Source organism: Pseudomonas sp. REST10 (assembly GCF_029542605.1).
GTDB classification, from domain to species: Bacteria; Pseudomonadota; Gammaproteobacteria; order Pseudomonadales; family Pseudomonadaceae; genus Aquipseudomonas; species Aquipseudomonas khazarica.
Genome location: NZ_CP035677.1, coordinates 1,520,212 through 1,534,920, shown reverse-complemented (window position 1 = coordinate 1,534,920; position 14,709 = coordinate 1,520,212). Strand labels below are relative to the sequence as shown.

General features: G+C 56.9%; 20 protein-coding genes. 3 read left to right on the top strand and 17 right to left on the bottom strand.

Annotated elements, in window-relative coordinates:
- Positions 1-136: 136 nt before the first annotated feature.
- The 5 genes from EWH21_RS07150 to EWH21_RS07130 are packed head-to-tail and all read right to left on the bottom strand — an operon-like array spanning position 137 to position 1,622.
- Entirely contained in the window at positions 137-457 is a 321-nt protein-coding gene (locus tag EWH21_RS07150; RefSeq protein ID WP_277700167.1) for a hypothetical protein, read from the bottom strand.
- A 12-nt stretch (positions 458-469) separates the two neighbouring features.
- Positions 470-859 carry a hypothetical protein gene (locus EWH21_RS07145; protein ID WP_277700166.1) on the bottom strand — a complete coding sequence of 130 codons (390 nt, stop codon included), beginning with the start codon at positions 857-859 and terminating at the stop codon, positions 470-472.
- Positions 852-1,199, bottom strand: coding sequence for a hypothetical protein (locus EWH21_RS07140; protein WP_277700165.1), 348 nt, complete (start codon positions 1,197-1,199; stop codon positions 852-854). The genes EWH21_RS07145 and EWH21_RS07140 overlap by 8 nt, the downstream gene beginning before the upstream one ends.
- Positions 1,192-1,407 (bottom strand): hypothetical protein, encoded by a 216-nt coding sequence (locus EWH21_RS07135; RefSeq protein WP_277700164.1) that lies wholly within the window; start codon positions 1,405-1,407, stop codon positions 1,192-1,194. The genes EWH21_RS07140 and EWH21_RS07135 overlap by 8 nt, the downstream gene beginning before the upstream one ends.
- Positions 1,404-1,622: a helix-turn-helix domain-containing protein gene (locus EWH21_RS07130; RefSeq protein ID WP_150608010.1), complete on the bottom strand. Its 219-nt coding sequence runs from the start codon at positions 1,620-1,622 to the stop codon at positions 1,404-1,406. The genes EWH21_RS07135 and EWH21_RS07130 overlap by 4 nt, the downstream gene beginning before the upstream one ends.
- A gap of 144 nt (positions 1,623-1,766) precedes the next feature.
- Between EWH21_RS07130 and EWH21_RS07125 the strand changes: the two genes are divergently transcribed.
- Together EWH21_RS07125 and EWH21_RS07120 are read left to right on the top strand one after the other, a co-directional pair.
- Positions 1,767-2,039 (top strand): hypothetical protein, encoded by a 273-nt coding sequence (locus EWH21_RS07125; RefSeq protein WP_277700163.1) that lies wholly within the window; start codon positions 1,767-1,769, stop codon positions 2,037-2,039.
- 57 nt (positions 2,040-2,096) lie between these two features.
- Positions 2,097-2,645, top strand: coding sequence for a hypothetical protein (locus EWH21_RS07120; protein ID WP_277700162.1), 549 nt, complete (start codon positions 2,097-2,099; stop codon positions 2,643-2,645).
- A 55-nt stretch (positions 2,646-2,700) separates the two neighbouring features.
- Here EWH21_RS07120 and EWH21_RS07115 read toward each other — a convergent pair whose 3' ends face one another.
- The 9 genes from EWH21_RS07115 to EWH21_RS07075 all read right to left on the bottom strand — a co-directional run bounded on the left by EWH21_RS07115 (position 2,701) and on the right by EWH21_RS07075 (position 10,058).
- Positions 2,701-3,660: a DUF6602 domain-containing protein gene (locus tag EWH21_RS07115; protein ID WP_277700161.1), complete on the bottom strand. Its 960-nt coding sequence runs from the start codon at positions 3,658-3,660 to the stop codon at positions 2,701-2,703.
- Between the two features lie 102 nt (positions 3,661-3,762).
- Positions 3,763-4,374 carry a hypothetical protein gene (locus tag EWH21_RS07110; protein ID WP_277700160.1) on the bottom strand — a complete coding sequence of 204 codons (612 nt, stop codon included), beginning with the start codon at positions 4,372-4,374 and terminating at the stop codon, positions 3,763-3,765.
- A gap of 69 nt (positions 4,375-4,443) precedes the next feature.
- Complete coding sequence (locus tag EWH21_RS07105; RefSeq protein ID WP_277700159.1) at positions 4,444-4,815, bottom strand: hypothetical protein; 372 nt, start codon at positions 4,813-4,815, stop codon at positions 4,444-4,446.
- A gap of 132 nt (positions 4,816-4,947) precedes the next feature.
- Positions 4,948-5,202 carry a hypothetical protein gene (locus EWH21_RS07100; protein ID WP_179554572.1) on the bottom strand — a complete coding sequence of 85 codons (255 nt, stop codon included), beginning with the start codon at positions 5,200-5,202 and terminating at the stop codon, positions 4,948-4,950.
- A 90-nt stretch (positions 5,203-5,292) separates the two neighbouring features.
- Positions 5,293-5,802, bottom strand: a complete 510-nt coding sequence (locus EWH21_RS07095) for a hypothetical protein (RefSeq protein ID WP_277700158.1) — start codon at positions 5,800-5,802, stop codon at positions 5,293-5,295.
- Between the two features lie 98 nt (positions 5,803-5,900).
- On the bottom strand, positions 5,901-6,230 hold the full coding sequence (locus EWH21_RS07090) for a hypothetical protein (protein ID WP_179554570.1): 330 nt from the start codon (positions 6,228-6,230) through the stop codon (positions 5,901-5,903).
- A gap of 652 nt (positions 6,231-6,882) precedes the next feature.
- Positions 6,883-7,557 (bottom strand): NYN domain-containing protein, encoded by a 675-nt coding sequence (locus EWH21_RS07085; RefSeq protein ID WP_277700157.1) that lies wholly within the window; start codon positions 7,555-7,557, stop codon positions 6,883-6,885.
- A 323-nt stretch (positions 7,558-7,880) separates the two neighbouring features.
- Positions 7,881-8,816, bottom strand: coding sequence for a p-hydroxyphenylacetate 3-hydroxylase reductase component (locus tag EWH21_RS07080; protein ID WP_277700156.1), 936 nt, complete (start codon positions 8,814-8,816; stop codon positions 7,881-7,883).
- A gap of 69 nt (positions 8,817-8,885) precedes the next feature.
- The gene (locus EWH21_RS07075; RefSeq protein ID WP_277700155.1) at positions 8,886-10,058 is read right to left on the bottom strand and encodes a p-hydroxyphenylacetate 3-hydroxylase oxygenase component; all 1,173 of its coding nucleotides are present in this window, start codon (positions 10,056-10,058) and stop codon (positions 8,886-8,888) included.
- Between the two features lie 265 nt (positions 10,059-10,323).
- Between EWH21_RS07075 and EWH21_RS07070 the strand changes: the two genes are divergently transcribed.
- A complete protein-coding gene (locus EWH21_RS07070; RefSeq protein WP_277700154.1) occupies positions 10,324-11,538 on the top strand; it encodes an MFS transporter in 1,215 nt (404 codons plus the stop codon).
- A 71-nt stretch (positions 11,539-11,609) separates the two neighbouring features.
- Here the strand turns inward: EWH21_RS07070 and EWH21_RS07065 are convergent, their stop codons facing one another.
- From EWH21_RS07065 to EWH21_RS07055, 3 genes are all read right to left on the bottom strand, one after another.
- Entirely contained in the window at positions 11,610-12,788 is a 1,179-nt protein-coding gene (locus EWH21_RS07065; RefSeq protein WP_277700153.1) for a Bcr/CflA family multidrug efflux MFS transporter, read from the bottom strand.
- A 61-nt stretch (positions 12,789-12,849) separates the two neighbouring features.
- The gene (locus EWH21_RS07060; RefSeq protein WP_179553629.1) at positions 12,850-14,172 is read right to left on the bottom strand and encodes a TRAP transporter large permease; all 1,323 of its coding nucleotides are present in this window, start codon (positions 14,170-14,172) and stop codon (positions 12,850-12,852) included.
- Positions 14,169-14,702, bottom strand: a complete 534-nt coding sequence (locus EWH21_RS07055) for a TRAP transporter small permease subunit (RefSeq protein WP_210390599.1) — start codon at positions 14,700-14,702, stop codon at positions 14,169-14,171. Before EWH21_RS07055 ends, EWH21_RS07060 begins: the two co-directional genes overlap by 4 nt.
- Between the last annotated feature and the right edge of the window lie 7 nt (positions 14,703-14,709).

Sequence of the window (14,709 nt, the reverse complement as noted above, 5' to 3'; positions counted from 1 at the left end):
TCTATCTGACGTGTTACAGGGGCGTCAGGCGGCGTTCGCGCGCCGCTCGCCTCGCTCTGAACTAAACCGCTCGCTCGCTGCGCGCTGCGCCCCCGACGCAGCCGAACCCGTCTCGGCTGCGCCGAGACACACACGGCTACGTCAGGGGCTTGCACTGCTCTTTTCCTTTTCTCATCCAGTTGTCGGGGTATTCCGCTTGAATCTGGCGGTCGATCAGGCAGGCCTGTTTCTGGAAATAGCCCGGCACCTGGGGACGCTCGAAAGGTGGGATGCTGGCGAACCAGAGGAAGGCGCTGAGCAACACCAGGAACACAAGGTGGAGGGCGTCAGCGAAGTGCAGCGGGAATGGTCGGTTCAACACCAAGGGCGCAGCCCTTGTAATCCCGCTCTTGCCGCCGAGGGCTCGGGAGCGCGGGGCGGTGAAGCTGCCCCACTCTCCCGTGGTCAGGCTATTCATGATGGTGTGGGGTCAAGGGTGCGCTGCGCCCGTGCTTCCGTTCGCCGGAACGGTGGAGCTGTTCCGACGAGCCGGGAGCGCGGCCCTGGACCCTTCCGAATGGGTCAGGGTCATGCGGTCCAGTACGTTGCCGGAACCATGCCGGTCGCGGTGCCGCATCGCCCTGATAGAGCAAATATCATCGAAGTAGAACTCGTTGGGGTTGCGTGTGCTGGAGCTGAGTTCGACACCCAGGAAGCACGGCGCACCTTGCATATCCGGCGTGGGAATCAGCACGCCGACGATCTGGATGCACTGCCAGAAGGACTCCGGCTCAGCGTCCCAGATGGTTTCCACTAGGGCGGTTTGGCCAACGAAGCTCAAGGCCGTGGCAGTGTCGAGCTGGATACGTGGCTTACGCATGGTGGCGCTCTCCTTGCGAGGGGGCGGCTTGGGCCTGGATCAGCTGCGGCAGCGGCAGGCGTTCCAGCAGCTTGCCGGGGGCGTGGCGGTCGCGGATGCTCTGGATGGCGTTGATGCTGTCGAAGTACACCTCCAGCGGCAGATCCTCGCTGCCATCGAACGGCATGATCAGGAAGTAGCCGTGTTCGAAGATGCCCGGCACCGGCAGCACCACGCCGACGATGTGGTAGCAGCGCCAGAGCATTTCGTCGTCGCCGTCCCAGCGCAGTTCGACGAGTACGGTCTGGCCCAGGAAGGCAAGTGCGGTCGCTGGGTCGAGCTGGAACGGCGGCTTAGACATGGGCGTAGTCCCCCGCGCTGAATACGGTCTTGCCCTTCTCCAGATCAGCCCGGAGGCGGGCGAGGTTGACCATACGGAAGTCGGCCAGCTTCATGCTCGGGATGGTCTTGCTGTCCACCCAGTTGATGACCTCTTCGACCGAAACGCCGCTCAGCTCGGCGAAGGTCTTCACGCTGCACAGGTCCAGGCTGTCGTCGCGCTTACTCATTCTTCCCACTCCTCTTCCAGCAGCTTCTGAGTGAGCAGCGCGACGTTCACCATCACGTGGCGCCCGACCTTGCGGTGCGGGATGTAGCCGTTGCGCATCCAGCCGCGAACCGTGTCGTGGTCTTCACTCATGCGAATCCAGTTTGCGAACTCCCGCCACGGCATCAGCGGTGGCGGGCTCACAAGGTCTTTCAGCGTCAGGGGGATTCCTTCCATCGCAGTGGCCTTTGTTGCACTATGTTGGTCTTTGTTGCGCTACGTTCTGGGCAACCTGCGAGGACGCCAGACGTAAACTACAGTCGTAATATACATCGACGGTAGGCGACTTTGTATATTACAAATGTAGATTACTAGACCTTTATGGAATCAATAGACGACCGCGTTAGAGCTCTTGTCGATAAGACAGGGCTAGACGAGCTGGTGAAGAAGACGGAAATCAGTGGGACGCGGTGGAGAACTGTTCGCTACGACAAGCGAACCAGGATCAGCACTCAGGAGGTAGAAGCGCTGACGCTTCTATACCCCTCATATGCTCTTTGGCTGGCTAGTGGCGCGATTGCGCCGGAAAGTGGGCAGACCAGCCCCGAGTACGACGAGGCCAACCGAAACTTGACCGATCAGAACGCGGGATAGCGATCACCCAGGAAGTAGCCAAGCGCTGGTACGCCCGCACGGAAGGGAGATTCAAGGATGAAGGCTGACAGAGACGACGCCCCCGAATGGCTCAGAAGCGATACCCGCAAACGCTCAAGCCTGGCCATGCTGATACCCGGCATGATCGGAACCGGCATAACGCTTGGGGCGTTGTATTTCGGTAGCCAGTTCCTCCTGCAGGGCAAGGTGCAGGAAATGGCCGAGAAGCGGATGCCGCCAAAGCCGACACCAGTCGCCGAAATCACCCGAGCAGATCCAGCGCCCAAGAAGGACTGGGATCGCATCGTAGAGCAGCAAGCAAGGCGAGACGCAATGTCTCAGCAGCAACCTGAGCAACCCACCGGCTCAGACAGCCCTGCTGCCAAACAGAACATATTCAACGACCACAACTACACCCCGAGAGGGGCTGACAACGTGCTCAGCCTTCGTGAGAGCTATCAGCCCGTGGAGCCGGAAAAACCGGCTGGAAAGGTGCGGGTGACAGTTATCAAGGAAACTAAGGACTCAACGTGCTGGCCCTTGAAAGAAGGGAGCATCGAGCGGCGAAACTGTAAATCACATGTTGGGCTTAATTATAGGGATTAACGTCGTACTATGGGGTAAACCGAAGAGCAGCGTAAGGTTGCCCAGTAGCACTTTGTTAGCCCAATTTACTGCCAATAAGCTGCCCACTTTTAAATACATAGACACCAATTTCCGAAAGCATTTTGCCTCCGCAACTAGGACAGCTTTCTGTTGATGAAATAGCCCCATTAATAGTGATATTCATTTGGCCGATATTTGGGACCATTTCGCCCTCAATGCCGCAATCTTCACAGGTCAACGTTACCGAAGCTACAGCCCTAGATTTTGTCGCAATAAATCCTTTTGCGTCAGGAATGACATAGTGGCCTAAGCAAGGCTGACCCCGACTAATCGAAACTTCTCGATAGGTATTAGTGACAGCTCCAATAAAAGCAAGAGTCTCATCAAAATTCTGACTATCTTTAAAGCCTATCCAGTAATTTCCGTTGTCGTACCAATATTCTTTTCCAGCAACACAAATAGCCCTTATGTGTGCTGCGTCGTCGCCGTATAGATTTCGATATCGCTCGGCCTCATTTAGTTTCGTGCCGCTAAGGTCCGAGTTAAGAGCGAATATTACTGATCTTGCTTTCTCTACTGGGTGATGCTTTTCCTTCCCGTCTTCACCTTTCAAGCCAGGAAGATAGCCAAAGTTATTAGCTAAGTTTTTTGCGCTCTCATGAGCCATTTTTAGCTCAGTAGCATTTAGCGTCGTCTTAACTTCAATTGTATAAAGAACGGACTCGATTGGGAAAATTCCAACTTTTTCGTCCATCAGTATTGGAGGCAAGATAGCCCTATTATAAAGAATAATGTCTACTTGCCCCGAAAGCTTCCCGCTATAGCTATCTATTATCTGGCCAGTACCCACTCCGACGTCAGCTGGTAATAATGGTTGAAATAGCTGGCTAACTAGCAACTCAAGAACGGTGCCCTTTACTCCTTGGTGTGAGAAGCCTGCCGCCGCTCTTGCCTGAGATATGGCAGATACAATCTTAGATCTTAGCAAGTCTTGATACGGATTGTTTACGGTCATGTACAAACTTCCGAGAAATGGCTAGCAATTAACCTACAAGGAAAAGGGGACAGATTTATTTATTGTGCTCGTCTGTCAAAAAAATCTGTCCCTTTTTTTTGCTTAATCCGGGTCATATGCAGCCCAAGCTGTGTAGCTCTCTGGTCCAGGGTTTCGATCCTCTGGATTTGAATAGCCAAGGGTATGAGCAAGATCTTCAACAATGTTGAATGAAGCCATTTGAAGTGCGGAAATATGTAGCTCTAACCTGTTAAACTTGTTTGAGTCAGGAAGGTCTTTTAGTTCTATTAAAGTCTGCTGAATCATATTTAAATTTGTTTTTATATTGGTGTATTGACCGATCAGGACGTTAGCAACCATTCGCTCGAATTGTGGTATTACATGTCCGTGAAGGTCATAAACAAGGGTGTTGAGCGTTTTTATGTCTCGAATAGCAAATTTAAATGGGGGGTCAAAATCTGCAGGTATAGCGCCAGTTCTTACTTGATTGGTTAGCTGAATACACCACTCTGAGGTAAATAAAATTTTTTTTGCCTCGATATAAAGCTGAGCAAGTATTATCAAATTTTCCTGAGCTTTAGCAGCCTTGACGCGTCGCTCGCCAAGCATACTGATAAAAATAGCCGTAGCGACAGCTAGAAGCGAGCCAATAGCCCCCCACGCCTGCCAGTCAATGACACATCCTAACTCCCAGAAAGCCCAACATCCGTCCATAGGCACCTAACGTTTGGTTAAGGGGCGGGCTTTAGCCCATCCCAGTGAGCGAATCGAACGGTTAGAGGATTACTGCAATGTTTTAATCGTTTCTTGAATTTCATAATTAAGCTTTTCGCTTTTTCCTGCGTCCTCTTGCCATTCAGTTAGCAATGATTGTAAAAGCCGTATCGTCAGATGCTTGTACTCTGGAAAGTGACGTAGCTCATAGATAAACGCTCTTTGGCTGACAAGTTTTAACGGGCCGTCAGTGTCTTGTCCTTGGCTGATGTTACGTAGCAATAGGTGATAACGCTCGTAGCGCTGATTCTTCAATTCATCTTTTCGGAGTGAAACGTATCGGTAAGCTGAAAAAGCCAATACGGCCACGGAAAAAATAAAAGCAAGAATTGTCGCTATTGAGCCAATTTCATTGAGGTGGCTGACGATCCACTGTCCCATCGATAATCCTCTAACGTTTGGTTAGGTGTTGGGCTTTAGCCCGTCCCTGTGAGCGGAGCGAGCGGCTTGAGTGAAAAGGGGACAGATTTATTTATTGCGCTCGCCTGTCATAAAATAAATCTGCCCCCTTTTTTACTTATGGGCCTTTGCTGCATCAAGAAGCTGTTTAAATTTATAAATGGCCAAATTTATATCGTCTTGTGTGTCACCGTCCCATTTTTCTACGGACACTAGCTCTGCCCTTAAATCTTCAATGCGAAATTCTATTTCAGCGATTTCGGCAGGCCCACAAAGCTCAGCAATTTCTAGCCACTTGTTATCTGGAATTCGCTCCTGAACTGACAGTCCATTCTTAGCCTCCAAGATTAATTTCTGCAGATTACTCATGTGCTACCTAACGTTTGGTTAAGGGGCCGGCTTTTGCCGGTCCCGAGTGAGCGAAGCGAGCGACTTGAACCATTTGTTATATGCTGGTAGCTATAAAAGTAGCCGGTTCTTTTGCTCTTTACGTCGCTTTTCATTTGCTTCGAGTTCTTCTCTTTTAAATTTTTTCATTTCCTCATAAAACTTTGTTGAATTTATTCGAAGATTCCACATATGACCGATGGCAACTGTTGTGGCAATAACAGCAGTGGCACCCGCCCATGCTGTTTTGTTTTTTGCAACATTGCTCAAAGTTAGATAGTAAGGCGAAGCTTCTGTGAAACTAATTCCTAGCTCTAGCAGCAGTGTATAGCCAAAGAGAAATACTCCAACAATTAGAAGGGCAAGAATTGAAAACATTCCCAAGTAATACATTATGGATGAGGAGAATATCCAAGCATTTCGAATGAAAGGCGGGATTCCGAGAATTATTCCGAGAAAGCGGTAGCCAATTATTTCGGCGAAGTCATTATATCCTTGCGGTAAGAATGGGCGAAGAAGGTAAGAGAAGAACCATATAGTAATAATTATTTTTATTGATATTAATGTAATGTCCCACCACATTTTGCCTCCGAAGAATATAACAGACAGGTTAAGGGGCGACCGCGAGCGTAGCTTGCGGGCGTCCAGAGTGAGCGAAGCGAACGGTCTTGAACCGTTTGTTATGCGGCACGGACTGACAGGAGAGCATCGATCTTTTTGAGCAGGAGTGGGCGGCTTTTCTTAAGCAGAACATATTTTGGAAGCCTCGCAAGATAGTAAAGAAATAGGGCATTTTCTCTTGCATAAGCTGCATCGCTCCTTTGCTTGCCTGTTACGTGCTGCTTTAACACTTGGAGATACTCAGCATTCCAGGCCCACACGTTGCCCGCCGCTAGCTTTATTGAATAAAAAGCATCAGTCGGCCAGCTAATTTTTTCGGTTATTTTTTTGCAGTTTGAGCAAACGCCGCGACCTTTGATGCTGGCACTTGTTGGTAGTTTGCTGACCAAGTAGACTCCTGAATCAACTTGCCTAAACCCCTGCCTCTCTTGCGCGGCGAATAAAACTAAACCATCACAAGACTTACACTTAGCAGCAATTTCCATGGGCCACGTATAGTAGTCATAGCGGTTATCTATGGGGTACCAATTTCTGTAGTGTGATCTTGTAATGGGGAGCACCTGTCGATCCTTCGCTTTGAGATGCATAACTATAAATTAGGCGACATTGCTGTCGCATAACATCCCCAGTAATGTCTGATAATCAACTATAATTCGGCGCAAGCCTTTGATTTATCACGTATCAAAAGTGAGAAACGCGACACTCACAGGTTGGAAAAGCGACACCGAAGACCTAAAGCACAGGGGCGTGATGGCCAGAAGCTAGCTATAGCCGCCGAACCTGTCTAGCTGGCTTGTCGAAAAAGTGTCGAAATCAACGGGCGACAGAGTGCCGCAATGGGCAGAAGGTGTGAGGCGGAAGCCCCGATTTTGCTGGCTTTGGGCAACGATGGGCAGTAGCGGGCAGCCGTTCAAACGGGTTCAAATCCCCCCGGCTCCACCAATTGAAACAAGCATAAGCCCCTGATTTTCCTAGAGAATTTCAGGGGCTTTGTGTTTTCAGGGGCAGCGAATGTCCCGAAAGTGTCACAGCAGGATCAGGCTACCAATAATCCGGTTTGACGATGGCTGGCTTCCTGGGAAGCGGCACCTTTAGCGGGAGCTGGAAAGCTGCAAGCTCAGACTCGGGAATGTGCCGGCGGATCCAGTGGGCATGCTCTTTCAGTGATCCCGGCGGATCCCGCTGTTCGTGGCGGTGCGGAAGAACCACGCCAATGCGGATGTGCGGGAAGTCCGAGCGAATGGCCGCGAGAGCAGGCGCCAGGTCAGTGTCGCCCGAGACCAGCACGATCTGATCTAGCTGCAGATCCACAGACCGGCATGCTGCCCGATACATGCCTAGAGCCAGGTTAACGTCCGTCTCTTTCTCTTCGAGCTGCCAAATCGCTACCTGATCTTGCCTGGAAGGCTTCTGACCATCGAGGTACCTAGGCGCATACCCCTTGGCCAGCCGGTGCGTACCGAGCGTGACCGAGACGCCTCTCGCCTGCAAAGCTCGGATATAGCGATTCTGCGCATCGTTGGAGACCTGGCCACGAGTCGCAAGCCTGGCGATGACAGGAGAGGTGAAGTAATCGACGGAGACCAGTTCGGCCGACGGTTCCTGGATCCGTAAGATCTCGGCAAGCAGTGCAGGCAGATCCAACCACTTATGGTCGGAGCCATGTAGGACGCCGTAATAGAGGTTGTAGCCGTCTACGAAGAAAGCTGTACGCACAATGCCCTATCCCTAGAAACGAAAAAACCGGCTTTATGGGCCGGTTTCTTCACCCGAGGCTAAGGCTGAACTGAATCGGCCCGCCAAGGGTTGAGTCGTGAGTGCAGTATGCCGGCGTACTGCTTAGGAAACAAGGACAAAAGTGGGATATACCGGGATACAGGCGGATTGCAGTGGTCTACGGATCCCGGACATCCATTTAGGGCGAGAATACTCGCCATAAATGGGTGTCCGGAATCAAAGGAAAGGCCAGCTCACAGGCAGACCTTTCCTCAATTGGCATAGCCCTGTTCCCCCTGCGAATCGCTCAGCGCCTGGCCACGTCAGCCCAGTGCAATAACACGCTTGAGCATCGATCTGAACAGATCGACCTGCTCGGCGCTGTAACCTGAGAAGACCTTGTCCTGCTGGGTCTTGGCGATATGCCAGAGGATGTCGGCCTGTTCCAGGCCTCCAGCGCTCAGGACGTAGGCACCTTCGCAGCCCTCCACCAGGCCTTTGCGCTGAAGGTTGCGGATCGATTCTTCGATTTCGCGCGTCGGCATCGCGACCTGCGACTGCAGCTCACTCATGCCCAGCGAAGCATCGCCCTCGAGCACCATGAGCATGCGCGCCTCGCTGGTGCGCAGGCCTGTCGCCAGTTGTCGTGGCTGATAGTCGCTCTGGTAGCTGCGCACGGCCTGGGTCATCAGGTAGAAGAGGTTTTCCCCCAAGCGCCCCTGGAAGGCGGTCTTGCTGACGCTTTCGCTTTTCCTGAGCAGACGCGGGTGCGGCAGTACCGAGGAGTAGGCCCCCTGGTGATACAGCAGAGGAGCACGGCCGAAATCGTCGAAGGCCACCACCTTGCCAAGCAGAATCCAGTGATCACCACCGTCGATCTGCTGATGCAGTTCGCACTGAAAACGCGCCGCACAGTCGGCGAACAGCGGCGCGCCACCGGCACCCTCCTCGACCTCGATACCCGCGAACTTGTCGTCGCTGGAACGGGCGAACTGATTGGACAGATCGATCTGATCGGCCGCCAGAACATTCACGGCAAAATGGCTGGCGGTATTGAATACGTCATAGCTGCTGGAACGCTTGTCGATGCTCCAGAGGATCAGCGCCGGCTCGAGAGAAACCGAATTGAAGCTGTTGGCGGTCACCCCGACACGCTGCCCGTTGGCTGCGGAGGTCATGATGGTCACCCCCGTGGCGAAGTTACCCAGGGCACGGCGAAAGGCACGCGGGTCGAAGTCCGCTTCTTGTTGAATGCTCATGATGTTCCTCTGTGCCGGGGCATGCCCGGCAAATGGATTCGCGAAAGTTGAAGGCTCAGCGGGGCCGAGTCAGACCATGCTCGGGTCCGGCTCCAGGCCCATCAGCTCCCGACCGAGGATCTGCGCGCAGACGTCGTAATCGGTGTAGGCATGCGCCCCAGTCATGTGCGAATCGCGGAACAGTCGCTGCATCTCGTTGCTATCGAACCAGCTGGTGCCGCCGGCCGCCTCGAACAGGCGATCCACCGCCTGGATGCACATTTTCACCGCGTAGGCCTGGTTGGTGCGCCAGAAGGCCAGGGTACGACTGTCCGGGTACTGATGGCGCTCGCCGTGCTCGGCATGTTCAAGCCAGGTCTTTTCCAGGAAGGCGCGGGCGGCGGAAATCTGATGATTGGATTCAGCCAGGCGCATCAGCGCGGGGGTTGCAGTACCGACACTGACGCCGGTGTATGCGCGCACACGGTTCCTGGTCTTCTCGGCATAGACCAGCAGCATGCGCTCGGCGATACCCAGGCTGATGGCGGCAAAGCCACTGGCAAAGTACGGCCGGTAGGGTGCGTAAAAAATCTTGCTGTCGGGATACAGGCCATAGCCGGCCGAGCGCCCCTCCATCATGTCCTTGGCCGCTTCGATCCGGTGCTCGGGAATGAATACGTCACGCAGAATCAGGGTCTTGGTACCGCTGGCCTTCATGCCGGCGACGTACCAGTCGTCACGGATCTCATACTCGCTGCGCGGTACCACGCCGAAACAATAGACTGGCGGCTCACCTTCCCCGGCGGGTCGGCGGAAACCTACGATGGCCCACTCGGCATGATCACAGCCGCTGCTCCAACCCAGTTCGCCGTTGAGGATGATGCCCCCCTCTACGTTCTGTGCCTTGCCAAAGGGGGCGATGCTGCTGCTCGCGGTCGCATCACGGTCCTCCCCCCAGACATCTTCCTGCAATTGGCGAGAAAACATGGCCATCTGGTGGCTATGGGTGCACAGCAGGCTGAATGCCCAGGCCGTGCCGCCACAGGCACCGGCCAAGGCCGCCACACAGTCGGCGAACTCGGGCAGGGAGATTTCCAGGCCACCGTAGGCCTTGGGCTGGAAGGCACGATGCATGCCGATGCCCTTGAGCATGGCGATGTTCTCGGCAGGGACCCTGCGATCCCTTTCCGCCTGGGCAGCATTGGCAGCAATGGCCGGGAGGATTTCCTGCAGGGCATCGAGCAGAGGATTTGGCTTTTTCATTGTAGGGGCCTTTCTTGTTAGAGATTCGTTCGCTTTGCTCATGACTGACGCGACATGAGTCGAGCTGCGCACTGTGGCGGCTGTACGAGGAGGATTATGCGCAGGCCCAGCGATGGCCAAAATGGACGTTACGGTCTGTTGATTGCACTTTTCATGGGAACTCTCGCCATTCAGGCTGGAGAGCTCGTAACGCTGCACAATTTGTTAACAACATAACGAAAAAGCTATTATCCACCGTCTCTTCCCGCCTCGGATACACCTCGCCATGCGTCGCTGGCCCAACGCCTTGCGTGCCCTGCATCATCGCAATTTCCGCCTGTACTTCAGCGGCCACGCCATTTCCACGTTGGGCACCTGGGTGCAACAGGTCGCCTTGTCCTGGCTGATCTACCGGCTAACCGACTCGGTCGCCCTGCTCGGGCTGACCACCTTCGCCGCGCTGTTGCCGCAGTTGCTGGTCGGCCCGTTCGCCGGAGCCTGGATCGATCGTCACGACAAGCGCCGCCTGCTGATTCTGGTCGAGGGTGCATTGGCCCTGCAGGCGCTGACACTGGCAGCGCTGACAGCCAGTGAGCTGATCAGCCCTGCGCTGATCGTGGCCATGGCGGCCTTGCTCGGCATCCTCAATGCCGTGGACACGCCCTTGCGCCAGTCGCTGTTGAGCCAGTTCGTCAATGATCGCGCAGACCTGCCCAATGCACTGGCGCTCAATGCCATGCTGTTCACTCTGTCGCGCTTCATCGGCCCGCCCCTGGCCGGCCTGCTGCTGGGTTTTGTCAGCGAGGCGGTATGCTTCGCCCTCAATGCGGCCTCCTATCTGGCCCTGATGATCGGCCTGACCTGCGTACGCCTGGCACCCTCACTGCGCGCCAGTGGCTCGTTTCGCAATGTCTTCGGCGAAGGACTGCACTATGTCCTGGGCAACCCGCCCGTACAGCGCCTGATGCTCAGCGTGCTGGCGGTCAACCTGACTGCATCCAGCTACGTCGTGCTGCTGCCGGTCTTCGCCCGCGATATCTTCGGCGGTGATGCCACCACCCTGGGCTGGCTGTGGGGCGCAGCCGGTCTCGGCTCGCTGGGCTCGAGCATGTTGCTGGCCGGCAGGAACACCACTGCCACCCTGCCCGGCCTGATCCTCGCCTCGATTGCCATCAGCGCCCTGGCCATGCTGATACTGGCCAGCAGCACACTGCTCTGGCTGTCGCTGATTGCCATGGCGCTGCTGGGCTTCGGCATCACTATCAACAATGTCGGCACCAACATCATTCTGCAGAGCAATGCACCCGAGGCTCTGCGCGGCCGGGTCGTGGCCTTGTACACCTCGACCCGTTTCGGTTTCGACGCCATCGGCGGGCTGCTGGCCGGCCTGCTTGCCGCCCGCCTGGGAGCCCCCTGGGTATTGGCCGTAGCAGGCAGCCTGCTGCTGATCTACTGGGGCTGGGCGCTGTATCAGCAACGCCAGGTGCTGGCCAGTCGCTGAGACAGGCGAGGAACCGGACATAAGCGCGGCTCGCGGCTGAAGCCGCGCCTACCGCGAGCAGCAATGCCTCACTAGTCGAGTCGGCTCAGGCGATAGGCCAGCAACACGCCCACTCCAGCCAACCCGACCACCAGTCCCATCGGCCAGGGCGTGCCGTCATACAAGGCGCCCACCAGGGCACTGCAGAAGGTCCCCACGGCGAACTGCGATGCCACCGCCAGGCCAGCCGCCGCGCCGGCCTGGCGCGGAAAGATGGCCATCAGACAGGCCAGGCAGTTGGCACCGAGCATGCCGGTAACACTGACGTACAGCAGCACGCACAGCGCCAAAGCCGTCAAACCACCCACGCCCAGGGCGGTGAAGGCCAGCAGCGCCAGCCCGGACAACACTGCGACACCGGCCCCCAGGCCAAGCATGCGCTGTGCACCGAGCCGCCCCACCAGACGGGCATTGGCAAAACTCATGCTCATGATGCCGGCGATATTCAGGCCGAACAGCCAGGCATATTGCTGCGGGGAAATGCCGAAATACTGGATGTAGACGAAGGGCGATGCAGTGATGAAGGCGAACATGCCGCCGAACGCCAGGCCCATGCACAGGATGTAACCCAGTGCCCGCGGCTGCCGGGCGATCTCGCCATAGGCACGGAATGCGGCAAACGCCGAGGAGCCGCGCGCGTCGAGCGGATGGGTTTCCGGCACGCGCCAGGCCACCAGCACCAGACACAGAGCGGCGAATCCCAGCAGGAAGACGAAGATGAGCCGCCAGCCATCGAACATGATCAGGTAGCTGCCGATGAGCGGCGCCAGCAGGGTGGCAATCATCGTCACCTGCTGCATCAGCGAAAGTACCCGCGCCGCGTCGTCGAGTGGGAACAGGTCACGCACGATCACCCGCGCCAGCACCGAGGCCGACGCCCCACCGAGCGCCTGCAGCAGGCGCCAGACCAGCAGTTGCTCCGCCGTGGCGGCCAGCGCGCAGCCCAGGCTGGCCAGCAGGTACAGACAGATGCCGCCAAGCAGCAGGCGACGCCTGCCATAACGATCCGAGAGTGGTCCATAGAACAGCATGCCCAGGCTGAATCCAGCCAGGAACAGACCGATGCTCAGTTGCACCTGCCGCTCGCTCGCCCCCAGGTCGCTGGCGATCAGCGGCAGGCTGGGCAGGTACATGTCGATCGACAAGGGCCCGAACGCCACCAGTGCCGCGAGCAGGACGATCAGGCGACGCGGTTTATCGACGAAGGACATACGGGCTCCTGCAAGCGATGAAAAAAAGCCGCCCGCAGGCGGCCAGGTCGCACAGTGGAGATCAGAGCGAAAGCAACCACAGGCAGAGCCCGGGGAAGGCCACCAGCAGCACGATGCGCAGCAGGTCGGAACAGAGGAATGGAATCACCCCGCGCGCCATATCCATCAGCGGCACATCGCCTGCCGTGCGCTGCACGATCAGCAGGTTCATGCCCATGGGCGGGGTGACCAGACCGATCTCCACCACCATCAGGGCGAGAATGCCGAACCAGATCGACTTGTCCACCTGGCTCATGCCGAAGAAGTCCAGGCCCATGATCACCGGGTAGAAGATCGGGATGGTCAGCAGGATCATCGCCAGCGAATCCATGACCATGCCCAGCACCAGGTACAGCACCAGGATGGCGACCAGCACCAGCATCGGCTCCATGCCGCTGGCCAGTACCCAGGCGGCCAGTTCGGCCGGCATCTGCGTCAGCGCCAAGCCGGAATTGAGCAGGTCGGCGCCGAGCAGCACGAGGAAGATCATCGCCGTGGTTTCCGCCGTGCCCAGCAGGCTCGCGCGGATACCGGCCCAGCGCATGCCGCCCTGGAACACCGCGAGCAGACCGCAGGCCGCTGCGCCGATGGAGGCCGCTTCGGTCGGGTTCGACCAGCCCCCGTAGATACCGATGATCACCACGAGGAACACGCCGATCACCGGCACCACGCTGGCGAAGGCCTTGAGCCGTTCGGCTGCGCTGGCCTTGGCCTGCTCGTGCTCGCCGTGCCCTTCGCGAGCGACCATGATGCGCAGCACCAGCATGTAGCCCACCACGGCCATCAGCCCTGGAACCACGGCAGCCACGAACAGGCTGGCGATCGACTCCTGGGTCAGTACCGCATAGATGATCAGCGGCACCGACGGCGGAATCAGAATACCCAGTGTCCCGCCGGCTGCCACGGTGGCCGTGGCCAGGCGCCCGGAGTAGTTGTAGCGACGCAGTTCAGGCAGGGCGACATGGCTCATGGTCGCCGAGGTTGCCAACGACGAGCCGCAGATTGCGCCGAAGCCGGCGCAGGCACCGATCGCCGACATGCCCATGCCGCCGCGCCAGTGCCCGATAAAGGCTGAAGCGCAGCGAAAGATGGAGCGCGACAACCCACCATGGGTGGCGAACTGGCCCATCAGCACGAACAGCGGAATCACCGCCAGGTCATAGTTGGACAGGCGCGAGTAGACCAGGTTGTTGAGGGTGAACAGCAGCGCCGACAGATCGCCGTCATTGACCGCCCAGAAGCAGGCCACGCCACCGACCATCATGGTGATGCCGATGTGCACGCGCAGCACCAGCAGGATCATGGTGATGGCCAGTGCGATCAGGCCGAGACTCAGACCGCTCATGGACGACCTCCGGGACGCTGATACAGCTCGAAGACACGCGCCAGAGCGCACATGGCCAGCAACAACAGACTGGGCACGATGAACAGCAGGGGAATCCACAACGGAATCGACAGCAGCGTGGAAACGTCGCCGTACTCCCGGCTGTCGAGTGCCTGCAGCCCCGTGCGCCAGGCCAGCAGCAGCGCCACCAGCAGGCAAGCGAGATGGGCGAAGGTATCCAGCAGACGCCGCAACGCAGGGGAAACGGCCAGGGTGAAGGCATCCACCTTGATATGCGCACCGCGCAGCTCGCATAGCGGCAAGAAGGCTGCAATGGCGATGGCAGCGCCAATTTCCATCAATTCGATATCACCGCGAATGGGTGCAGACAGCAGCTTGCGGCCGACAATGGAAACCAGCGACATACCGATGAGTAACAGCAGCAGCAACCCACCGCCCAGCGCAAAGCCCTGCGCCGGATAGTACAGGGCACGGTACAGACGACCATGCCCTGCGGGCGAACTGCCGTCGAAGGACAGCGACTCGTTCATGATCAGG

Coding starts and splice junctions, on each gene's coding strand:
- EWH21_RS07150 (WP_277700167.1), bottom strand. CDS start 457: ATGAATAGCCTGACCACGGGAGAGTGGGGCAGCTTCACCGCCCCGCGC.
- EWH21_RS07145 (WP_277700166.1), bottom strand. CDS start 859: ATGCGTAAGCCACGTATCCAGCTCGACACTGCCACGGCCTTGAGCTTC.
- EWH21_RS07140 (WP_277700165.1), bottom strand. CDS start 1,199: ATGTCTAAGCCGCCGTTCCAGCTCGACCCAGCGACCGCACTTGCCTTC.
- EWH21_RS07135 (WP_277700164.1), bottom strand. CDS start 1,407: ATGAGTAAGCGCGACGACAGCCTGGACCTGTGCAGCGTGAAGACCTTC.
- EWH21_RS07130 (WP_150608010.1), bottom strand. CDS start 1,622: ATGGAAGGAATCCCCCTGACGCTGAAAGACCTTGTGAGCCCGCCACCG.
- EWH21_RS07125 (WP_277700163.1), top strand. CDS start 1,767: ATGGAATCAATAGACGACCGCGTTAGAGCTCTTGTCGATAAGACAGGG.
- EWH21_RS07120 (WP_277700162.1), top strand. CDS start 2,097: ATGAAGGCTGACAGAGACGACGCCCCCGAATGGCTCAGAAGCGATACC.
- EWH21_RS07115 (WP_277700161.1), bottom strand. CDS start 3,660: ATGACCGTAAACAATCCGTATCAAGACTTGCTAAGATCTAAGATTGTA.
- EWH21_RS07110 (WP_277700160.1), bottom strand. CDS start 4,374: ATGGACGGATGTTGGGCTTTCTGGGAGTTAGGATGTGTCATTGACTGG.
- EWH21_RS07105 (WP_277700159.1), bottom strand. CDS start 4,815: ATGGGACAGTGGATCGTCAGCCACCTCAATGAAATTGGCTCAATAGCG.
- EWH21_RS07100 (WP_179554572.1), bottom strand. CDS start 5,202: ATGAGTAATCTGCAGAAATTAATCTTGGAGGCTAAGAATGGACTGTCA.
- EWH21_RS07095 (WP_277700158.1), bottom strand. CDS start 5,802: ATGTGGTGGGACATTACATTAATATCAATAAAAATAATTATTACTATA.
- EWH21_RS07080 (WP_277700156.1), bottom strand. CDS start 8,816: ATGAGCATTCAACAAGAAGCGGACTTCGACCCGCGTGCCTTTCGCCGT.
- EWH21_RS07075 (WP_277700155.1), bottom strand. CDS start 10,058: ATGAAAAAGCCAAATCCTCTGCTCGATGCCCTGCAGGAAATCCTCCCG.
- EWH21_RS07070 (WP_277700154.1), top strand. CDS start 10,324: ATGCGTCGCTGGCCCAACGCCTTGCGTGCCCTGCATCATCGCAATTTC.
- EWH21_RS07065 (WP_277700153.1), bottom strand. CDS start 12,788: ATGTCCTTCGTCGATAAACCGCGTCGCCTGATCGTCCTGCTCGCGGCA.
- EWH21_RS07060 (WP_179553629.1), bottom strand. CDS start 14,172: ATGAGCGGTCTGAGTCTCGGCCTGATCGCACTGGCCATCACCATGATC.
- EWH21_RS07055 (WP_210390599.1), bottom strand. CDS start 14,702: ATGAACGAGTCGCTGTCCTTCGACGGCAGTTCGCCCGCAGGGCATGGT.